This window comes from Paenibacillus vortex V453 (assembly GCF_000193415.1).
GTDB lineage: Bacteria > Bacillota > Bacilli > Paenibacillales > Paenibacillaceae > Paenibacillus_AQ > Paenibacillus_AQ glucanolyticus.
Genome location: NZ_ADHJ01000017.1, coordinates 177,164 through 196,322 on the forward strand (window position 1 = coordinate 177,164; position 19,159 = coordinate 196,322).

Annotated in this window: 12 protein-coding genes, 3 pseudogenes and 1 other annotated feature; of the genes and pseudogenes, 13 read left to right on the top strand and 2 right to left on the bottom strand. The window is 51.0% G+C overall.

The genetic code is table 11. The annotated features are described in order from the left end of the window. Positions 1–42: 42 nt before the first annotated feature. On the top strand, positions 43–927 hold the full coding sequence (locus PVOR_RS09725) for an AraC family transcriptional regulator (protein ID WP_006208987.1): 885 nt from the start codon (positions 43–45) through the stop codon (positions 925–927). 40 nt (positions 928–967) lie between these two features. Next, positions 968–1,224: a binding site (T-box leader), on the top strand. A gap of 88 nt (positions 1,225–1,312) precedes the next feature. Continuing rightward, positions 1,313–3,756, top strand: a pseudogene (gene leuS / locus PVOR_RS09730) (leucine--tRNA ligase). On the opposite strand, the gene comER reads toward leuS, so the two are convergent. Then, the gene (comER, locus tag PVOR_RS09735; protein WP_006208989.1) at positions 3,737–4,579 is read right to left on the bottom strand and encodes a late competence protein ComER; all 843 of its coding nucleotides are present in this window, start codon (positions 4,577–4,579) and stop codon (positions 3,737–3,739) included. The pseudogene leuS and the gene comER overlap by 20 nt on opposite strands. Positions 4,580–4,752: 173 nt before the next feature. Here comER and PVOR_RS09740 point away from each other — a divergent pair, with 173 nt between their 5' ends. From PVOR_RS09740 to holA, 6 genes and pseudogenes are all read left to right on the top strand, one after another. Next, a complete protein-coding gene (locus PVOR_RS09740) occupies positions 4,753–5,421 on the top strand; it encodes a ComEA family DNA-binding protein (RefSeq protein ID WP_006208990.1) in 669 nt (222 codons plus the stop codon). Positions 5,422–5,469: 48 nt separating this feature from the next. Then, on the top strand, positions 5,470–5,988 hold the full coding sequence (locus PVOR_RS09745) for a deoxycytidylate deaminase (RefSeq protein ID WP_006208991.1): 519 nt from the start codon (positions 5,470–5,472) through the stop codon (positions 5,986–5,988). 196 nt (positions 5,989–6,184) lie between these two features. After that, on the top strand, positions 6,185–8,839 hold the full coding sequence (locus PVOR_RS09750; protein ID WP_006208992.1) for a ComEC/Rec2 family competence protein: 2,655 nt from the start codon (positions 6,185–6,187) through the stop codon (positions 8,837–8,839). Between the two features lie 184 nt (positions 8,840–9,023). Continuing rightward, a complete protein-coding gene (locus PVOR_RS09755; protein ID WP_036644490.1) occupies positions 9,024–9,572 on the top strand; it encodes an RNA polymerase sigma factor in 549 nt (182 codons plus the stop codon). Continuing rightward, positions 9,569–10,816, top strand: a complete 1,248-nt coding sequence (locus tag PVOR_RS09760) for a zf-HC2 domain-containing protein (RefSeq protein WP_006208994.1) — start codon at positions 9,569–9,571, stop codon at positions 10,814–10,816. Before PVOR_RS09755 ends, PVOR_RS09760 begins: the two co-directional genes overlap by 4 nt. 391 nt (positions 10,817–11,207) lie before the next feature. After that, positions 11,208–12,229 (top strand): annotated as a pseudogene (gene holA, locus PVOR_RS09765) (DNA polymerase III subunit delta). A gap of 144 nt (positions 12,230–12,373) precedes the next feature. Here holA and rpsT read toward each other — a convergent pair. After that, complete coding sequence (rpsT, locus tag PVOR_RS09770; RefSeq protein WP_006208995.1) at positions 12,374–12,646, bottom strand: 30S ribosomal protein S20; 273 nt, start codon at positions 12,644–12,646, stop codon at positions 12,374–12,376. A gap of 162 nt (positions 12,647–12,808) precedes the next feature. Here rpsT and gpr point away from each other — a divergent pair, with 162 nt between their 5' ends. The 5 genes and pseudogenes from gpr to hemW all read left to right on the top strand — a co-directional run bounded on the left by gpr (position 12,809) and on the right by hemW (position 19,096). Next, positions 12,809–13,810, top strand: coding sequence for a GPR endopeptidase (gene gpr, locus PVOR_RS09775; RefSeq protein ID WP_006208996.1), 1,002 nt, complete (start codon positions 12,809–12,811; stop codon positions 13,808–13,810). A 168-nt stretch (positions 13,811–13,978) separates the two neighbouring features. Further along, positions 13,979–15,350 (top strand): annotated as a pseudogene (locus PVOR_RS09780) (stage II sporulation protein P). A gap of 136 nt (positions 15,351–15,486) precedes the next feature. Further along, positions 15,487–15,822, top strand: a complete 336-nt coding sequence (locus PVOR_RS29160; RefSeq protein ID WP_419144500.1) for a hypothetical protein — start codon at positions 15,487–15,489, stop codon at positions 15,820–15,822. 87 nt (positions 15,823–15,909) lie between these two features. After that, complete coding sequence (lepA, locus tag PVOR_RS09790; RefSeq protein ID WP_006208998.1) at positions 15,910–17,724, top strand: translation elongation factor 4; 1,815 nt, start codon at positions 15,910–15,912, stop codon at positions 17,722–17,724. 205 nt (positions 17,725–17,929) lie between these two features. Further along, positions 17,930–19,096 (top strand): radical SAM family heme chaperone HemW, encoded by a 1,167-nt coding sequence (gene hemW, locus PVOR_RS09795; protein ID WP_006208999.1) that lies wholly within the window; start codon positions 17,930–17,932, stop codon positions 19,094–19,096. Positions 19,097–19,159 lie beyond the last annotated feature (63 nt).

Genomic DNA, 19,159 nt, shown 5'->3' on the forward strand with positions numbered 1-19,159 from the left:
AGGGGTTCTACAACCCCAGGCCGCTAAAGGGGCGATTCTCTTATGTCCTCGTCATCATCCAAAGGGCTGCCAAGCTTCGAGTGGATGCAGCTGAAAGAGCCAATAGATCTGAGCTATTATAATGAACAGCCCCTTATCAGCGGGCAATTCCATTCCCACGCCTTTTATGAAATCTATTATTTTCACGAGGGATGCTGCACCTATCTAATCGGTGACTCTGTCTTTGCGCTGAAGCCGGGGGATCTGCTGCTGATGAATGGTTTGACGCTTCATTGTCCTAGTGTGGAACCCGATTCCAGATACGTAAGAAGCATTCTGCATTTTGACCCGGCCTGGGTGTGCAAGGGGCTGTCGGAATCGGCCAAGACGATCCTGCTGGATCCCTTCGATACGCTCCGGAATCATCGTATGACCCTAACCGGGACCAATCGGGAAGAGTTCGAGGCCCTGCTGGCCGATATTCATCGCCTGTCAGCGTCCACGACCCACTACCGCCAGGAACGCATGACCTTGCGCATCCAGGAGCTGATGTACGTCATTGCAGGCTGGTGTCAGGCCGCTGTACAGGGTCAGGACTCGATCTCAGAGAAGGAGCGGCATGTCCAGCATGTGGTATCGTTTGTCGAGGAAAATTATATGCACGATCTGACGCTGGAGAGAATCGCCCGCGATATGCATATTACCAAGCATTATCTATCCTCCTTATTCAAGGAGGTGACGGGAACAACGGTGTTTAAATATTTGTATCACCGGCGGATCAACCAGGCTAAAATTTTACTGCGGCTTCACCCTTATCTGAGCATAACGGAGGTCAGCCAGGCATCCGGGTTTAAGCATCTGGCTCATTTCAGCCGGATGTTCAAATCAATGGTCGGAACGACACCGGAGCATTACCGCAGGAGCGGAGATGAACTTTCGTTGACTTGATCGTACATTTTGGGTATAATAGCCACATTAAAATGGTAATATGAAAGCGATGATGAGGATTAGTACTTCCGCATTCGATCATGCAGAGAGCCGGTGTTTGGTGAAAACCGGTTGACGATAGGAATGAACTCGCCTCGGAGCAATGATGTTAACCCGGCCGCTGAATGGCTATTTCAGCAACTGGCCGATGAAGCATTGTCGTCTCATCCGCGATAAGGATGCAAAGGGAGTGAAAGGCAAAGTATGCCTTTGGCTAACTAGGGTGGTACCACGGGAATCAAACCTCTCGTCCCTAGCGATCAACGCTATGGATGATGAGGTTTTTTTGTTTTTGGACAATGGCATCAGGCCTTGTCTCTCGAATGTGAAGGAGGAGCATTGAAGTATGACGGACAATCAGACAACCGGCCACGGCTATATCCCGCAGGCCATCGAACCGAAGTGGCAGCAGTACTGGGACGAGAAAAAAACGTTTAAAACCGAAGAGGCATCATCCAAACCGAAGTTTTACGCACTGGATATGTTCCCATATCCATCCGGCGTAGGCCTGCATGTAGGGCATCCGGAAGGATACACGGCAACAGATATCGTGTCCCGTTACAAACGGATGCGAGGTTACAATGTGCTGCATCCCATGGGATGGGATGCTTTCGGACTCCCTGCAGAACAGTATGCGATGGACACAGGCAAGCATCCCCGCGAGTTCACCGTGCAAAATATCGATACGTTCCGGCGCCAGATCAAATCCCTCGGATTCTCGTATGACTGGGACCGGGAGATCAGCACCACCGATCCGGAATATTTCAAATGGACCCAGTGGATCTTTATCCAGCTCTATAACCGCGGCTTGGCTTATGTGGCTGAAGTGCCGGTTAACTGGTGCGAAGCACTCGGTACCGTGCTGGCGAACGAAGAGGTCATCGATGGCAAGAGTGAGCGCGGAGGACATCCGGTCGTTCGCAAGCCGATGCGTCAAGTGGATTCTGCGTATTACCGAAGTATGCAGAACGCCTGCTTGAGGATCTGGATGAGCTGGACTGGAGCGAAAGCCTGAAGGATATGCAGCGCAATTGGATTGGCAAATCCACGGGTGCCGAGGTTCGTTTTGACATCGAGGGTTACGATGGCCATCTGGAGGTATTTACAACCCGCCCGGATACACTGTTCGGCGCTACCTACTGTGTGCTGGCACCGGAGCATGACCTCGTGGACAAAATTACGTCAGCGGATCAGCGCGAAGCGGTCAAGGCTTATCAAGTTCAGGCTTCCCGTAAAAGTGATCTGGAGCGGACGGATTTGGCAAAAGACAAAACCGGTGTCTTTACCGGAGCATACGCCATTAATCCGGTGAGCGGCGCTAAAGTGCCGATCTGGATTGCGGACTATGTGCTGGCAGGTTACGGAACAGGAGCCATTATGGCGGTTCCGGGTCACGACAGCCGTGACTGGGAATTTGCCAAACAGTTTGGTCTTCCGATTATTGAAGTCGTTCAGGGTGGAAATGTTGAAGAGGAAGCCTACACCGGCAGTGGCGAGCATGTGAATTCCGGTTTCCTGAACGGGCTGGATAATGAAGCGGCTATTCAAGCGATGAATGAATGGCTGGAAAAAGAGGGCAAGGGTCAGAAGAAGGTAACTTACCGTCTGCGTGACTGGCTGTTCAGCCGTCAGCGCTATTGGGGCGAGCCGATTCCGATCCTGCATCTGGAAGACGGAACGATGAAGACCGTGCCGGAGGATCAGCTTCCGCTGCTTCTCCCGGATGTCGATCAGATCAAGCCGTCCGGTACCGGTGAATCACCGCTGGCTAACGTTACGGAGTGGGTGGAAACGGTAGATCCTGAAACCGGCATGAAAGCCCGCCGCGAGACCAATACGATGCCGCAATGGGCAGGCAGCTGCTGGTATTATCTGCGTTACATCGATCCTGACAACCATGATGAATTGTGCTCCAAGGAGAAGCAGAAGGAGTGGCTTCCGGTTGACTTGTACATCGGTGGCGTGGAGCATGCCGTGCTTCACTTGCTGTATGCGCGCTTCTGGCACAAAGTATTGTATGACCTGGGTGTTGTTGATACGAAGGAGCCATTCCAGAAGCTTGTCAATCAGGGCATGATTCTTGGCAACAATAATGAAAAAATGAGTAAATCCCGTGGCAATGTCATCAACCCGGATGACATCGTTAACGAGTATGGAGCCGATACGCTGCGCGTATACGAGATGTTCATGGGGCCGCTGGAAGCGACCAAGCCATGGAACACCAACGGCGTTGAGGGAACGCATCGCTTCCTCTCCCGTGTATGGCGCCTGTTCATCGGTGACGACGGTCAATTGAATCCTAGAATCGTTGAGGGCGAGGGTACGGACGAATTCAAACGTACGCTGCACAAAACGATCAAGAAAGTGACCGATGATTTCGAGCATCTGCGCTTTAACACAGCAATCAGCCAGCTGATGATATTCATCAACGAGGGATACAAGACGGATGAGCTTCCACGGAAGGCCATGAAGAGCTTCGTTCAACTGCTTTCCCCGCTTGCGCCTCACCTGGCTGAAGAGCTGTGGAGCCGTTTAGGCTACAGCGAGAGTGTAACCTATGAGCCATGGCCTGATTTTGACGAGGCTTGGACCGTAGAGGCAGAAGTTGAGATTGTTGTTCAAGTCAACGGCAAAATCGTAGAACGTGCCAAAATCGCGAAAGACATGGATCAAGAAGCCATGCAACAACATAGCCTCTCCCTTCCGAATGTCAAGCAGGCGCTGGAAGGAAAGAGTGTACGCAAAATCATTGCCGTACCGGGTAAACTGGTCAATATCGTGGCCGGTTAATCGTAAAACCGAAGGCAGCATCCAGTTTTGCCAGATCCTCCTCATACTTGTCGTGTGTGGTCTGGATCAATTGGTAGAACAGTCCGTTCAGGTTTGACTCAAGCAGTGTCAAAGCCTGGGCGGTGATGCCTCCGGGAACCGCCACCCGCTCTTGCAGCTGCTCGGGGGAGAAGCCCTCCTCCGTTAGCAGCTTGCCGGTGCCAAGCAGCATTTCACCGGCTAATGCATTGAGGGTCTTACGGTCGATACCGGTCATTTCAACGGCAGCGTCGATCCATTTTTCCATGAATAAACTTAAAAAAGCAGGCCCGCAGCTGGAGAAATCGGAAGTGATTCGCGTGTGCGATTCCAGTATCTCGAGCGGCCTGCTGATATAAGACAGGAGGCTTTCTATAAGCTGCCTGTCTTCTTCTTTTATTCGGGAACCATACATACATAACGATGCTCCGCCTCCGGTAATGTTGGTGATGCTCGGTATGATTTTCGCGACCTTGCATGGCAGCGTTGATTCCAAATGGATCAGTTGCACCGGACTCGTGATGGATATCGCGATTTGCCGGGCTTCCAGCTGATCTTTGATCTCGCTGATGACCGTTTTAAACTCCAGCGGCTTGACACATAAGAAGAACAGGTCGCTCTGTGAAGCCGTCTCTGTGTTAGAGCTGCATACAGTCAAACCGGGATGTCGCTTTGCCAGCTCCTGCGCCTTTTCAGGACTTCGGTTGCTGACTCGAATCTGCTCAGGCAGGAGTGCGCCCGATTGAATGAAGGCTTCGATCAACAGACTTCCCATGCTGCCCGTACCGATAAAACCGACCTTCATGTGTACGTTCCCTCCTTTCGCGCTTTACGGCAGAAATGTACCGTCCTTAAGTTAATGTATGCGGGGAAGATGCCGATTCATGACGGTTTTTCATGTGATTTCGGTGAGAGAATGCAAGTATTCTGTTTTTGAACACAATGGATATGAATTTTTATGATAAGGAGAGGTCATGAATGAAACGGATATCATTAGGTTGGAGTCTTGCGGCAACCATCGCAGGTTGCGGATTCATTTTGTTTGCAGGCGGCACCGACAAGGGGATCGAGGGCTGGCAGCCGTTAAACGACCAACTGGAGCAAGTGGTGGGGGTTGAAGGAGAAAAGGGAATGAAGACGTCCTCCGCGAACTCCCGGAACGGGGCCGTGGAAGATGCTGCTCCAGCAGAGGCTGGTGACGTTCCTGATGCTGCGAAGAAGGCGGACCCTGATACAGGAAGCGAGCCTGCGGGCAACACGAAGGATCTCTCACTAAGCAGCAGCCAAGGTGCTGCTACCGTAAGCGGTTCCCCAGGCGAAACGTCGCCTCCGGCTTCTGTCCAGCCCGAATCCTCTTCGGGTTCCTCCCAGACCGATGGTGACGCTCTGCAGACGCAGCAACGAGCTTCTGCTAGTGAGTCTGCCGTGGATTCGCCGTCGTCTTCGGTACAGTCCGGATTGATTAATGTGAACACGGCGGATGCAGCGACTCTGATGGAACTCCCCGGCATCGGGGAAGCCAAGGCCCAGGCCATCATCGATTACCGGAAGCAGTTTGGGCCTTTTCGGAGTATAGCGGATTTAATGAATGTCAAAGGCATTGGACCCAAAATGCTGGAGAAGATGAAGCCTTACGTTGGACTTTAGCTATGTGCTACAATAAAGGAGATATCGATAAGAAACAGGTGACAGATGATGAGTGCAGATCAACGTAAAGATTGGGATACGTATTTCATGGATATTGCCTTTATGGTTTCTACCCGCTCCCAATGCCCGCGGCGTCATGTTGGGGCGGTGCTGGTGCAGGGGAAAAAGCTGCTCGGTACAGCATACAACGGCGCGCCGATGGGGGTTCCTGACTGCTCGGAAGCAGGCTGTATGATAGCGGAGGATTACGAGTTGGTTGTGCAGGATGGCCAGGAGCGCATGGTGAAAAAACAGCGCTGTATCCGCACCATTCATGCCGAACAAAACCTGCTGCTGTTCACAGACCGGATCGACAGGGAAGGCAGCACGGTCTATGTGACCGATGAGCCTTGCTGGACCTGTGCGAATATGCTGGCTAACAGCGGCATTGTCGAAGTGGTATTCCACCGCTCGTATCCGAAGGATTCGGGCAAGGTGTCTCGCATGATGGAACAAAAGGGGATTTTGTTCCGGCAGCTTGAGTCGTACGAGCCCCCACGAGAGACATTAATGACTGTAGCGGAATGATGCGTGAAGGATGTCTACGTAATACTTCTATGAAATAGGATGCGAAATAGGAAGTCACAAAGGAAGAACCTTTGGCTGCGATATGCAGGCACAGGTTCTTTTTTTGTTATGACAACGAAAGGATATACCAATTATGAGGCGAAGGCCGTTACTTGTGTTTACTGTTATATGGGTTATGGGCAGCGGGGCTGCATGTATGTACGATGGATGGAGACTGGCCCTGATTGCTGCCGGGCTGATGCTCCTGCTGCTGGCTGTATGTCATTGGGGACGCACGGGACCTTTGTTTGTGTTCTGCATGCTGTGCTCGTTGTGTTGTTCTACCATCTACTGGGAATGGCACGACGCGTTAAATGTAAGTGATTTGGAATTGCGACTTCCCGCAGCAGAGACAGTGGATACTTATCCTGTGACCGCACAGGGCGTGATTTCTTCGCCTGTGGAGGTGGATGGAGACAGGGCCGATTTCAAAGTTTCGCTGCAGAAGGCTGATCTTGGTTTCAGGCAGTCTACATTAACCCACATGAAAACTCATGCTCACCAGGACAATGACCAGGATCTAAAGACGCATGATGTCGTTATGGTTCAAGTCAGATTATTGGACAAGTCCGAGCTGGATATAGCAGGCCAGTGGCAGCGCGGAGATCATATACAGTTAACCGGAGAACTGCAAAAACCGGGTGAAGCGCGAAATTTTGACGGTTTTGATTATCTTCAATATTTGCGCACTCAGAATATGCATTGGATCATCAAGGTCAAGGGCGCCGACCAAGCGCAGATCACACCACCTGACGGCTGGAGCTTAAGCCATATTCTCAGGTGGAATGATTCTGCCCGAGATACACTCGGCGGCAAGCTGGAGCAATTATACACCGGAGTTCATGCAGGTTATATGAAGGGACTTGTTATTGGCAATCAGGATGATCTGGATCCCGATACATTTATGGAGTTCTCCCGCTTGGGTTTAACACATATTCTTGCGATATCAGGCATGCATGTTGCCGTGGTTGTAGGCTGTCTCTTATTCTTGTGCACGACCCTTCGAATGACGCGAGAGACTTCGCTCACCGTGGTCATGTGGCTGATACCGGTCTATGTTTTGCTTACCGGGGCGAGTCCCTCCATCGTCCGTGCGGGAATCATGGGCATGATCGGCTTGTATGCTGCGAGGCGAAGGCTGTTGAAGGACGGATTGCATATTCTTAGTGCTGCGGCACTTGCCATGCTGCTGTGGAACCCGTATTTTCTTGTCAACGTCAGCTTCCAGCTCTCGTTCATCGTGACTGCAGGCTTGATGATTTTCGTGCCAAAGCTGATGCCGCTGCTGAGATTTATGCCCCGCTGGCTTGCGGGCACTGTAGGCATTACGGTGGTGGCTCAGCTCATCTCTTTTCCGCTCACGATTTATTATTTCAATCAGGTATCGCTCCTGTCTGTCATCGCAAATTTGATTCTCGTTCCCGTCATAAGTCTGATCGTTCTCCCGTTAGGGATGGTGTCCCTGCTGCTCAGCTGGGTATGGATGCGGGGAGCAGGCTGGCTGGCGAATATAACCGAATGGCTGAATCAGCTGACATTTCGTATCGTTGAATGGATGAATGCCTCCTCTGCTTTTATGACGTTGTGGCCATCTCCTTCGCTGGCCTGGATATTGGCGTACTATGTTGCCCTATATGTACTGCTCTCGATTGTGAAGAAGAAGTCAGAGCATCAAGGAGCAGCGATGAATAACTCCGATGACACGGTTCCGTTGGAAGGTCGTGATTCCTTGAACAGCAGAGCAGACTTATCTGAACCGACTGCCGTGTTTCCGCTTGTGGATCAATGGGCTGGCTCGTTGCGATGGAGGGGGTTCATTACAACAAGTCATTATGTCGAGCGCTATGCGGTAAGATCCGTGATCATGCTGCTGTCCGTGGTTTTGGGTGCACTGCTGTATACCGGATATCAATCCCCTTCCATGGGTGGGGCAGGTCTGGTGCAATTTTTGGACGTTGGACAAGGGGATTCGATTCTGGTAACAACTCCGGAAGGCAAGCATATTCTTATTGACGGCGGCGGAACGGTGAATTTTCGCAAGGAAAAGGATGCCTGGAAGGAAAGAAAAGCGCCGTTCGAAGTGGGAGAGAAAGTGGTGGTGCCTTTGTTAAAAAAAAGGGGGGTTCACCAGCTTGAGGCCGTCATTATGACGCATGGTGATCAGGATCATATTGGTGGTCTCTTGGCCGTACTGAAGGAAATTCCCGTGAAATCGGTTGTTTTTAACGGGACCTTGGCCGACTCTGACTCCTTCCGGGAGCTGATGTCAACTGCCGTACAACGGAATGTTCCGATATATCAGGCTGGCGCCGAGCGGGGACCCTGGAAGGTTGACAAGTACACGGACATACAATTTTTGTTCCCTATTTTCCCAGAAAGTGGAGAAACCATAAATTCATTACCGTTGATTAAGGAACAGAATCATGCTTCACTAGTATTTGTCCTTCAGATGAATGGAAGCCGAGTGTTATTTACCGGAGATACGGATCAGGCTGCCGAACAGAAAATATTGCTGCATTTGGAGGAACTGCTGCACGAAGGATCGGGACTCCAAGCCGATAACCCGGTTGATGTCATGAAGGTTGCCCATCATGGAAGCAAAACCTCGACATCGGCGGCATGGCTGAATGCTTGGAAGCCGAGGACGGCGGTAATTTCTGCTGGTGTTAACAATATGTACGGGCATCCGCATCCGGATGTGGTAGGACGGCTGGAACGGTCCGGGTCGATCATCTATCAGACCAATCTTCATGGTGAAGTCCAGATGAGGATGAAGGAGAACCATATTGAGATCCGCACGAAGCTTCCATAATGCGCACGGCTGTCCTTGAGACCCGGAATCGTAGTATGATCTATATAGGAAATTGCAGCAGATGACTATAAACTTTATATTTGGTATAGTTAGATGAAGTTTCCTGAAAAAAATAATAGGTTACATACTGCAACATTTTTTTATTCTATCCGTCTGTATGTATGCAGGGAGAGGGGGATCCACTGTGGTGGAGCAGGGACTCATAAGAGCCGCTCAATCGGGCGATCGCGACGCTCTAATCACCCTATTGCGAGAAATTGAGCAACATGTTTACCGAACTGCTTATTATATTTTAAACAATGAACAGGATGCCATGGATGCAGCCCAGGAAGCACTAATACGCGTATATACGAAGATTAACTCCTACGAGGAGAAGGCCCAGTTCAAGACATGGGTCCAGCGAATTGTAACCAACATATGCATTGATAAATTCCGCAGAACGAAGCCGACGGTTTCCATCGATGAACATGATCTGGTGTTTCGGGATAATCTCGATGTAGAACGGGAAGTGATGTCGGGTTATCTCGCTCAGGATATCCAGGAGGCCATTAATCAACTCCCGGATCATCATCGCACCGTCATTGTCTTAAGATATTTGCAGGACCTATCCTACAACGAAATCGCTGATTGTCTGAACCTCCCGCTCAATACGGTGAAATCCTATTTGTTCAGGGCCAGGCAGCAGCTGCAGAATATGCTCCAAGAGCATCAGAAAGGTGGTGTATCAGGATGAATTGCCAAGAGGTGGTGGAACGTATGCACCGGTATTTGGACCGGGACCTTACTTCCGATGAGACGGCCGAAATGTATCAGCATATTGCTCTGTGTCCCATGTGTGCGGAGACCTTTAATATATTGAAATCATTGAATAGAGAGCTTGAGGATCTTCCGGCCGTAACCCCGCCTGTCAGTCTGGTAGATGCTATCATGCCGAGACTTGATGCTATTGACCGTGATCGCCATAACCTTGTCATACCCCCAGCCGTAAAAAACCAGGAGCCTGCAGAGATGATGCCGGAAATTCGGCGTCCACGACGTGCAGGCAGCTGGTGGAGTACGGTTGGCGGGAGAACGGCCATCGGAGCTGCTGCCGCAGTGCTTATACTTGGCGTTGCCATATTCAATAATGAGCCGAAGATGTTATCCGATGCGGAAATTCCATATGAAGAGGCAAGTACGACAAGCGCTGGATCGACAGAGGAATCGACCGAGATCCAGGATCAAGGTACGCCGCAGCTGTTTACCGATGGCGGTACAGCGGCCAATAGCACGGAGAAGGAGGGGAGCGACCCTTCCGACAGCACTCAAAGCTCGGCGTTGGAATCGTCAACCGAATCCGATCCGGATCCGAATGAAACCAAGGGAACAGCTGAGCCGTCGGATGCCCCTAAGGAAACTGGGGAAGAAACGCCGGCACCCGATGCTTCCGTGAAAAAGAACGATGAAGGGGTACCTCAAGCGCCAGAACAACCTGCAACGAGCAACAATGAGGTACCGAAAAGCAATGCTACAAGTCCGTCTGCCCCTCCAGCCAGTGAACCTCAACAGAATAATGAGGGAGTGAATGGGCAGACCCCGCCTTCCGAGTCGGCGGATACGAAGCCAGAGACGCTGTCTCCAAGCAATGATCCTTCAGCAGATGCAGGAGCCGGAAGTGCTGAATCTTCCGAACGGTCAATGGGAATTGCGATGATGCCGGAGCAATGGTCATCTCCGGACGGTCTGTACAGGGCTTCGCTGGAGCTGGATCAGCTGGTCATTTATCGGCTGCCTTCGGGAAGCAATACGTCGCCAGAAGCGATGGAAACACTTGAGAAGATTCCACTCAGCGGCAAATGGGTATCCGGTCAATGGTCTGAGGATGGCTTGACGTTTAAGTACAAAGTGCAGATGAACAGCGAATTGGTTGAATCTGTTTATTCCATAGAGAAGACCGAGCCGCCTGCTGCCACACAACAGAAGAAGCCGAAGCAATAGAAATATATATAGATAATGAAATCGGCGCACCAATGCCGGGAGATATGAATACACTATATATTAGAGAGAGCATTATACCAACCACAGTCGTATGACCGGCGGCGGGGTGTTTCTAGAGCATTCTTGCCGGCGTTTATATAGATGTGTTGGGACGAAGGGACCTTGCCGCTGCTAAAGCCGAGGTCTCTTTGTTTTTTTGAGGACTCCGGATTGATTGGACATCCAATTGCCGCAAGATTTGATATCGCAAGCGAGTTGATGATGATTTGCGAAATCCTTCTAGTTTTGTTGCCGTTTGTTCAAAAAGCAGATCTCATAATTCTGCCGGTCATCTATCGCTTTTGGGCCCTCTTTTTTGGTATAGTGTACAGTGTAGAAAGGGGGGACGCCGATGGATGCCAAAGCGGCGGCCAAGGCGGTCAAGCAGGGAGATGTGTCTTCCGTCTATTTGCTGTACGGCAGCGAGAAATTTCAAATGAAGGAATTCGCCGAATTTCTGGAAGCCCAGCTGATCCCGAAAGAAGACCGTGATTTTGCCCTGATTCATATGGATTTAGGGGAAGCTTCGATTCAAGCCGTTGTGGAAGAGGCGGAGACGGTTCCTTTTATGGTTCAGAAAAAATTGATATTTGTCCGGGATACGTCTTTTTTTACCGTCTGCAAAAGATAACGGGAAAGTGGATCATCGTCCAGAGGCACTGTTGGATTATTTGACCAATCCTGCTGATTATAGTGTGATTGTCTTTATGGTGGGCCAAGAGAAGCTGGATGAGCGCAAAAAGGTAGTTAAAGCCGTGAAGAAGACAGGTGTAGCGCTGTCCTTCATGCCTTTAGGCGGGGAAGAGCTGCTCCGCTGGGTGGACAAGCAGGTGAAGCAAAGCGGCTGCACACTGCGTGAGGGTGCGGCTGAAGCGATTGTTCGTAATGCCGGAACCAGCCTGCAGTCCTTGTCGGGCGAGATCGAGAAGCTGTGTTTATACGCGGGTTCAGGCGGAAGCATTGATATCGCAACCGTGGATATGCTGGTGGCTCGAAGCACGGAACAGAATGTGTTTGCATTGGTCGAGGATATCGCAAATCTCCGGATGGACAAGGCACTCGGTATTTATTACGAGCTGTTGAAACAACGCGAGGAGCCGATCAAGATTGCTGTCATTGATCACAAGGCAATTCCGAATCATTCTGCAAGTGAAGACCTTATCCACCCAAAGCTACTCGCAGCAGCAGATTGCATCCACGATCGGACTGCATCCCTATGCGGTGAAGATTGCCGGAGAACAGGCCCGTAAGTTTGAGACGGCTCGTCTGGAAGGCATACTGAACCATCTGGCTAATCTGGATTATCAGATGAAGACCGGGGCTGTGGATAAGGTGCTGGGGGTTGAATTGTTTCTATTAAGGCTTGGAGCATAGTCATTTGTTCGGACACACCTGAATGTTATTGCGAGATCGGAGCGTGCGGCTATCACTAGCGTATGCTCCTTTTATCTCCACAAAAAGCCCTGAGCAGCGTGAACTGTTCAGGGCTTTTTCAATGTCGTATTCAACAAACGTTACTTACGCTTGAGCCGTAAGAGCGTTCAGTCTTTTCGCCAGACGGGATTTCTTGCGGGCAGCTGCGTTTTTATGGATCAGGCCCTTCGTAACGGCTTTATCAAGCTTTTTGGAAGCAGCTTGGAAAGCAGCTTTAGCAGCTTCGATTTCTGTACCGTTCAACGCTACGTCAGCAGTTTTAACAGCTGTGCGAAGCGCGGATTTCTGAGAAATGTTAAGCGCGTGGCGTTTGTCACTTGTCTTTACACGTTTAATCGCGGATTTGATGTTTGGCATTACATTCACCTCCTGTAAGGCATTTCAATAGAGCGAAATGATTCACAACTTAAAATATTTTAGCATGGGGGTGGACAAAAAGCAATACTCATTCGGACTTCTGCATAAACTCCCCCCTACTCTCGCACACTATTAGCAATATGAGGAGGAGTGTGAATTTAGATGGATCTGGATCTTCAAAAATATTCGGTCCGAACGGACCTCGCGGTGGAATCTAGAGAACTGGCCGGTGGCGCAGGCAGTCCAGCCATTCCGGGTTTGCTGGAAGATGTGGTTCAGGAGGACGGAATCAAGATTACGAGGCTTGACGTAGAGAACGAAGCTGCCTCCCAAAAGATCGGAAGAGTGAAGGGTCACTACGTCACATTGGAAGTTCCCGATCTCCGCAAGGGAGATACAGGGCTGCAGGATCAGGTATCGGTTGTGTTCGCACGCGAGTTTGAGGCGTTTATGTCTCGAATCGGAATCGGACCTAAGGCGAGTGTGTTGATTGTGGGGCTTGGCAACTGGAATGTAACCCCGGATTCGCTGGGACCACTCGTTGTCGAGAATGTGATGGTGACCCGTCAGTTTTTTGAGCTCATGCCTGATCGTGTAGCGCCAGGCTATCGCCAGGTCAGTGCGGTTGCACCCGGCGTCCTCGGTCTGACGGGGATTGAATCAAGCGAAACGGTGCAAGGCATTGTGGAGCAGACCCGTCCCGACCTGATCATTGCTATTGATGCACTGGCTTCGCGTTCACTGGAGCGGGTTAATACGACCATTCAGATTGCGGATATCGGAATCCATCCCGGCTCGGGCGTTGGCAACAAACGCAAGGGTCTGACGCAGGACATACTCGGCGTCCCCTGCATTGCGATTGGAGTGCCAACGGTCTGTTATGCCTCCACTATCGTAAATAATGCGATTGAAATGATGAAGTCACATTTCGGCGAGGGAGCACCGGAGACCGGGAAGATCATGGGCATGCTCCATGATATATCGGAGGCGGAGCGGCTTGCGCTCGTGAAGGAAGTACTGGAGCCTTTGGGCCACGACCTTATCGTTACGCCGAAGGAAATTGACGAGTTTATCGAGGATATTGCCAATATCGTGGCATCGGGGTTAAACGCGGCGCTCCATGAGGCCGTGGATCCCGGTAATGTGGGGGCGTACACCCACTAGCTCCAATCTATAAAAGCTCCGAATCTATCGGAGCTTTTATATTTTTCCATGGATCTAGTTCTATCGATTCCCCTCGGTTCATAGATTTGGAATATAAGAGATTACAGAGTCGCGGGAACGGCGAGTAGATGGCCTGATAGCTCCCGGCGAACCGAGGAGGACTTCGTTATGAACAATCGCAAGTTTCGTATATGGAATATTGCCCGACTGAAACGCAAGGTGATGGAAGGTCTGAGCATGGGGCGAACGCTAGTCATATTAATGCTGGGCTCTCTTATATTTTTTATTTTACTAGGGCTCGGCGGGATGGCGGAGCAGCGGATGAATTCCTCGCCTGTGTCGTCGATGAAAGGTTTGGCCGCTTCCCTATCAAGCCACTTTTTCATTGATATGATCGGAATGGAAATGCCGCATATGACGGCTTCGAAAGAGACTTCAAGTTTCTCCGGGGATAAAATGTCGACCTTCGTCTTTGAACTGCTCACGAGTGTGAATACCCAAAGATCCAAAAAGCCTCCTCGCGGGTGAGCTTCCGGGTATGAAGGCCAATCAACCGGTACAGCTGTCCCACGGCTCTGGCAATGAGGATGGCGAAGCCCCGGCGGACTACCGGCCGGATCCTGCAGCGGAACAGCCGGAAGAGAACCCGGGGGATACGGGCGAGGAACCGCCGCAAGGAGAGCAGGGCGACAACGGCATAGGCGGTGGAGACGGGCCGGATCAAGGGGCCGAGGAAGAGCCTGGCAGCAAGAATGAACCTGGAAACACATCCAAGGACGGTAAAACCACAGGCGGCAAGAAGGCTGTATTAATCTATCATTCGCATCCGCAGGAGGCCTATAACCCGCTGCTCACGCATCCATCCGATAATCCGGGGGCGGTATCGCCGAGCAAAAACGTTATGCTGGTGGGCAGTTTTCTAAGCAAAAGACTTGAGGCCAACGGGATTGGCACCCTGCATGACAAGAGTGACTATCAATCTACCGTACCGGGGTACAACTACAACTATTCCTATAAATACTCCCGTCAGATGGTCATGGAAGCCATGTCCCAGAATGACGGCATCAACTATCTGATCGATATCCACCGCGATTCGCAGCGTTACAACAAAACAACAGCCACCGTGAACGGTTTGAACTACGCCAAGGTCTACTTCATTATCGGTCATGCGAACGAGAACTGGAGAAAGAACGAGGAGTTTGCAAGTAAAATCAATGCCAAGCTTGAGAAATCCTATCCCGGCGTCTCACGGGGCGTGTGGGGCAAATCCGCAGATCAAGGAAACGGGGAGTACAACCAATCCCTGTCACCGAACAGCATCCTGATCGAAATCGGCGGGATCGACAACACCAAGGAAGAATTACAGCGTACGTCTGAAGCGTTGGCGGATATTATTGCAGATGTGTATTGGCAGGAGCAGGAGGCTAAGAAAGCCAGCGTGAAAAAAGACAGTGATCCAGCGAACAAACGTGCCGCTTCAGCGCCAACCAAAGAAAGCGGCACTGCGGACACTGAGCGTAAAGCAGCCAAGGCAGGCTAAGTTCTGAAAGCTGCCTTGTGAAATACAGGGCAGAGCACACGTGAAATCGGAGGGGGACTTATGATGTCAAGAATGGGGAAACGGTTTGTGGCTCTTATCATTTGGACAGGCATCGGCATATTGGTCGGCATGCAGCTTGGAGGGTCAAGAGCGCCTGTACCGGCAGACGGCGTTTCAGCTGTGCAGAATGTGCAGCAAGGCCATGTTCAAGAGACGCAAGGCGAGACAACCCGAGGGAATGGCTGGGGGAGGGACGCGCAGGACCCCGCCGGCATCAGAGTCCACGGCTCAGGAACAGGAAGTCCGTGCATCGGAGCCTGAATTCGAGCCGTCACCCAGCGATATTCTGCTGCCCGAACGCTCAAAACCGCCTGCGGATGTGCTTGCGGACAAGACGGCAGGACTGCTCCAGCAGCTGTCTGACCAGAGCATACGCTGGGTGGTGTCGATGTTCGGATCCATCACGGATTAAATTCACCTTTTTCTCAGCATTGCTGTGCATCCCCTCAACTGGTATAATAAGTTGATTCAAACATCTGGTGGTTGTTGGGGGTTAGGCATGACAGACGTACAAGCAAGACAACAAAAAATTCGTAATTTCTGCATTATTGCACATATAGACCATGGGAAATCGACACTTGCTGACCGTATATTAGAGTATACCGGTGCATTAACCTCGCGTGAAATGCAGGAGCAGGTTCTGGATCAGATGGATCTGGAGAGAGAACGCGGTATTACCATCAAGCTGCAGGCGGTTCGCCTAAATTACAAAGCCGATAACGGCGAGGAGTACATATTGAATCTGATTGATACTCCGGGGCACGTCGACTTTACGTATGAGGTATCCCGAAGCCTGGCTGCTTGTGAGGGCGCGCTGCTCGTTGTTGATGCTGCGCAGGGTATCGAAGCCCAGACGCTGGCCAACGTATATCTGGCACTGGATAACAATCTTGAAATCCTGCCTGTCATTAACAAAATCGATCTGCCAAGCGCCGATCCTGAGCGCGTAAAGCAGGAGGTCGAGGATGTCATCGGGCTTGATGCCAGCGATGCGGTCCTGGCTTCCGCCAAAGCGGGCATCGGTATCAAGGAGATTTTGGAGCAGGTGGTGCAGAAAGTACCGGCACCTACGGGCCATCCGGAAGAACCGCTGAAAGCGCTGATCTTCGACTCCCACTATGATCCATATAAGGGTGTCATCGTCTATGTGCGTGTTATCGACGGAAGCATTAAGGCAGGCTCCAAAATCAAAATGATGGCGACCGGCAAATCTTTCGAAGTCATTGAAGTGGGTGCATTTAAGCCCCGCATGTCCATCGTGGACGAGCTTAACGTCGGAGATGTCGGCTTCATTGTAGCGGGTATCAAGAGTGTAGGCGATACGCAGGTCGGCGATACGGTAACGGATGCCAAGCGTCCGACAGCCGAGCCGCTCCCGGGTTACCGCAAAATCAACCCGATGGTGTTCTGCGGATTGTATCCAATCGAAACGTCAGACTACAACGATCTGCGCGAGGCGCTTGAGAAGCTGCAGCTTAATGATGCATCGCTCAGCTTTGAGCCGGAGACGTCCAGTGCACTCGGATTCGGCTTCCGCTGCGGATTCCTGGGCCTGCTTCATATGGATGTGATCCAGGAGCGGATTGAACGCGAGTTTAACATACCGCTGATCACGACCGCGCCAAGCGTTATATACCGCATTACGCTGACGAACGGGGAGCAGATCCAGATCGATAACCCTTCCCATTATCCTGAGGTCGGCAAGGTTGATTATGTTGAAGAGCCTTATGTTAAAGCGGCCATTATCGTGCCGAACGATTATGTAGGGTCGATCATGGAACTGTGCCAAAACAAACGCGGCGAATTCGTCAACATGGAATATTTGGACACAACGCGCGTCACCATTACCTATGAAATTCCGTTATCGGAAATTGTCTACGACTTCTTCGACCAGCTTAAATCCAGCACGAAGGGGTACGCCTCCTTTGATTACGAGGTGTCTGGATATCGTAAATCCAATCTGGCGAAGATGGATATTGTACTCAACGGCGAACAAGTGGACGCCTTGTCCTTTATCGTGCACAAGGACCGCGCGTATCACCGCGGACGGGCCATTTGCGAGAAGCTGCGCGAGCTGATTCCTCGCCAAATGTTCGAAGTGCCGATTCAAGCTTCCGTGGGTACCAAGGTAGTTGCCCGTGAGACGGTGAAAGCGATGCGGAAGAATGTACTTGCCAAGTGTTATGGCGGTGACATCTCCCGGAAGCGGAAACTCCTTGAGAAGCAGAAGGAAGGCAAGAAGCGGATGAAGCAAGTCGGCAGCGTCGAAGTGCCGCAGGAAGCCTTTATGGCCGTCTTGAAAATCGACGACTAGTAATCGGATGGTTCAGCAGGACGTGTGTTTAGTCTCAGCGAAGCCACCAGTCTTTTTAGCTTCACCAATGCAAATGATGGGAAAGCCGATTCTCGGCTTTCCTTTCTTTCATTACAAGAGGCGTAGCGTTATAGTAGAGAATGAACATCTGTAATTACTTAAGTTAGTCGTGCAGGAGGCTGCACATGAGGGGGCAAGAAAAAGAATGATGGCAATCGATAAACGGACGGAAGCAGTGTACATCCATATTCCGTTCTGCACCAATAAATGTTTTTACTGTGATTTCAACTCCTATGTATTAAAGGATCAGCCGGTTATGGATTATCTGCATGCGCTGGATAAGGAAATGGAACTGACCGTTAAGGCCAATCCTCCGGGCATCATCAAGAGCATATTTGTGGGGGGAGGAACACCGACGGTCCTCAAGCCGAATGAAATGGCATATTTTCTGCAAAGCGTGAGGCGGCATTTTCCCGAATGGACGGAGGACATTGAGTTCTCGATGGAAGCGAATCCCGGTACTACGGATTTGGAGAAATTGTCCGTCATGCGTGAAGGCGGCGTGAACCGGATCAGCTTCGGGGTGCAGGCCTTCCAGAACAGCTTGCTGACTGGCATCGGGAGAATCCATGATACGGATGACGTGTACCGGAGCCTGGACAACGCCAGGCAAGCAGGCTTTGACAACATGTCCATCGATTTGATGTTCGGACTTCCGAACCAGACGCTGGAGATGCTGGCGGAAAGCGTGGATAAGGCCTTGGCACTGGGGCTCCCTCACTATTCGATATACAGCCTGAAGGTGGAAGAGAACACATTGTTCCATACGATGTACCAGAGAAACCAGCTGCCGCTTCCGGACGAGGAGGACGAGCTGAATATGTACCTTCTCTTAATGGAACGGATGAAGGCGGCCGGATATAAGCAGTATGAGATCAGCAATTTTGCCAAACCCGGATTTGAGAGCCGTCATAACATGACCTACTGGCGGAACGAGGATTATTATGGACTGGGCGCAGGAGCGCACGGATATGTAGGCCGTCAGCGTCACGTGAACATCAAAGGGGTCAATCCCTATAATGAAGCAGCCAACAAAGGACTCCCGAGACTGGAAAGCTTTGAGGTGTCAAGGGAAGAAGCGATGGAGGATTTCCTGATGGTTGGACTCCGTGTGCTGGACGGTGTATCACGGACCCGATTCCAGCAGCAATTCGGTGTTCCCATGGAGCAGGAATTCGCCCGTCCGCTGGATAAAATGGTGGGGGCTGGGCTTCTGGATTCCACGGAAGACGGCTATAAGCTGAGCAGCAAAGGAATTCTGTTTGGCAACGATGTGTTCGCCGAATTTATAGGGAGTCTGTCGACAAATTAATCTATTGAACTTATATGCGCTCTGTTGTATATTTATTCATAACATGACGGAGCGTGTAAAGGG

Coding starts and splice junctions, on each gene's coding strand:
- PVOR_RS09725 (WP_006208987.1), top strand. CDS start 43: ATGTCCTCGTCATCATCCAAAGGGCTGCCAAGCTTCGAGTGGATGCAG.
- comER (WP_006208989.1), bottom strand. CDS start 4,579: ATGAAGGTCGGTTTTATCGGTACGGGCAGCATGGGAAGTCTGTTGATC.
- PVOR_RS09740 (WP_006208990.1), top strand. CDS start 4,753: ATGAAACGGATATCATTAGGTTGGAGTCTTGCGGCAACCATCGCAGGT.
- PVOR_RS09745 (WP_006208991.1), top strand. CDS start 5,470: ATGAGTGCAGATCAACGTAAAGATTGGGATACGTATTTCATGGATATT.
- PVOR_RS09750 (WP_006208992.1), top strand. CDS start 6,185: ATGTACGATGGATGGAGACTGGCCCTGATTGCTGCCGGGCTGATGCTC.
- PVOR_RS09760 (WP_006208994.1), top strand. CDS start 9,569: ATGAATTGCCAAGAGGTGGTGGAACGTATGCACCGGTATTTGGACCGG.
- rpsT (WP_006208995.1), bottom strand. CDS start 12,646: ATGCCAAACATCAAATCCGCGATTAAACGTGTAAAGACAAGTGACAAA.
- gpr (WP_006208996.1), top strand. CDS start 12,809: ATGGATCTGGATCTTCAAAAATATTCGGTCCGAACGGACCTCGCGGTG.
- lepA (WP_006208998.1), top strand. CDS start 15,910: ATGACAGACGTACAAGCAAGACAACAAAAAATTCGTAATTTCTGCATT.
- hemW (WP_006208999.1), top strand. CDS start 17,930: ATGATGGCAATCGATAAACGGACGGAAGCAGTGTACATCCATATTCCG.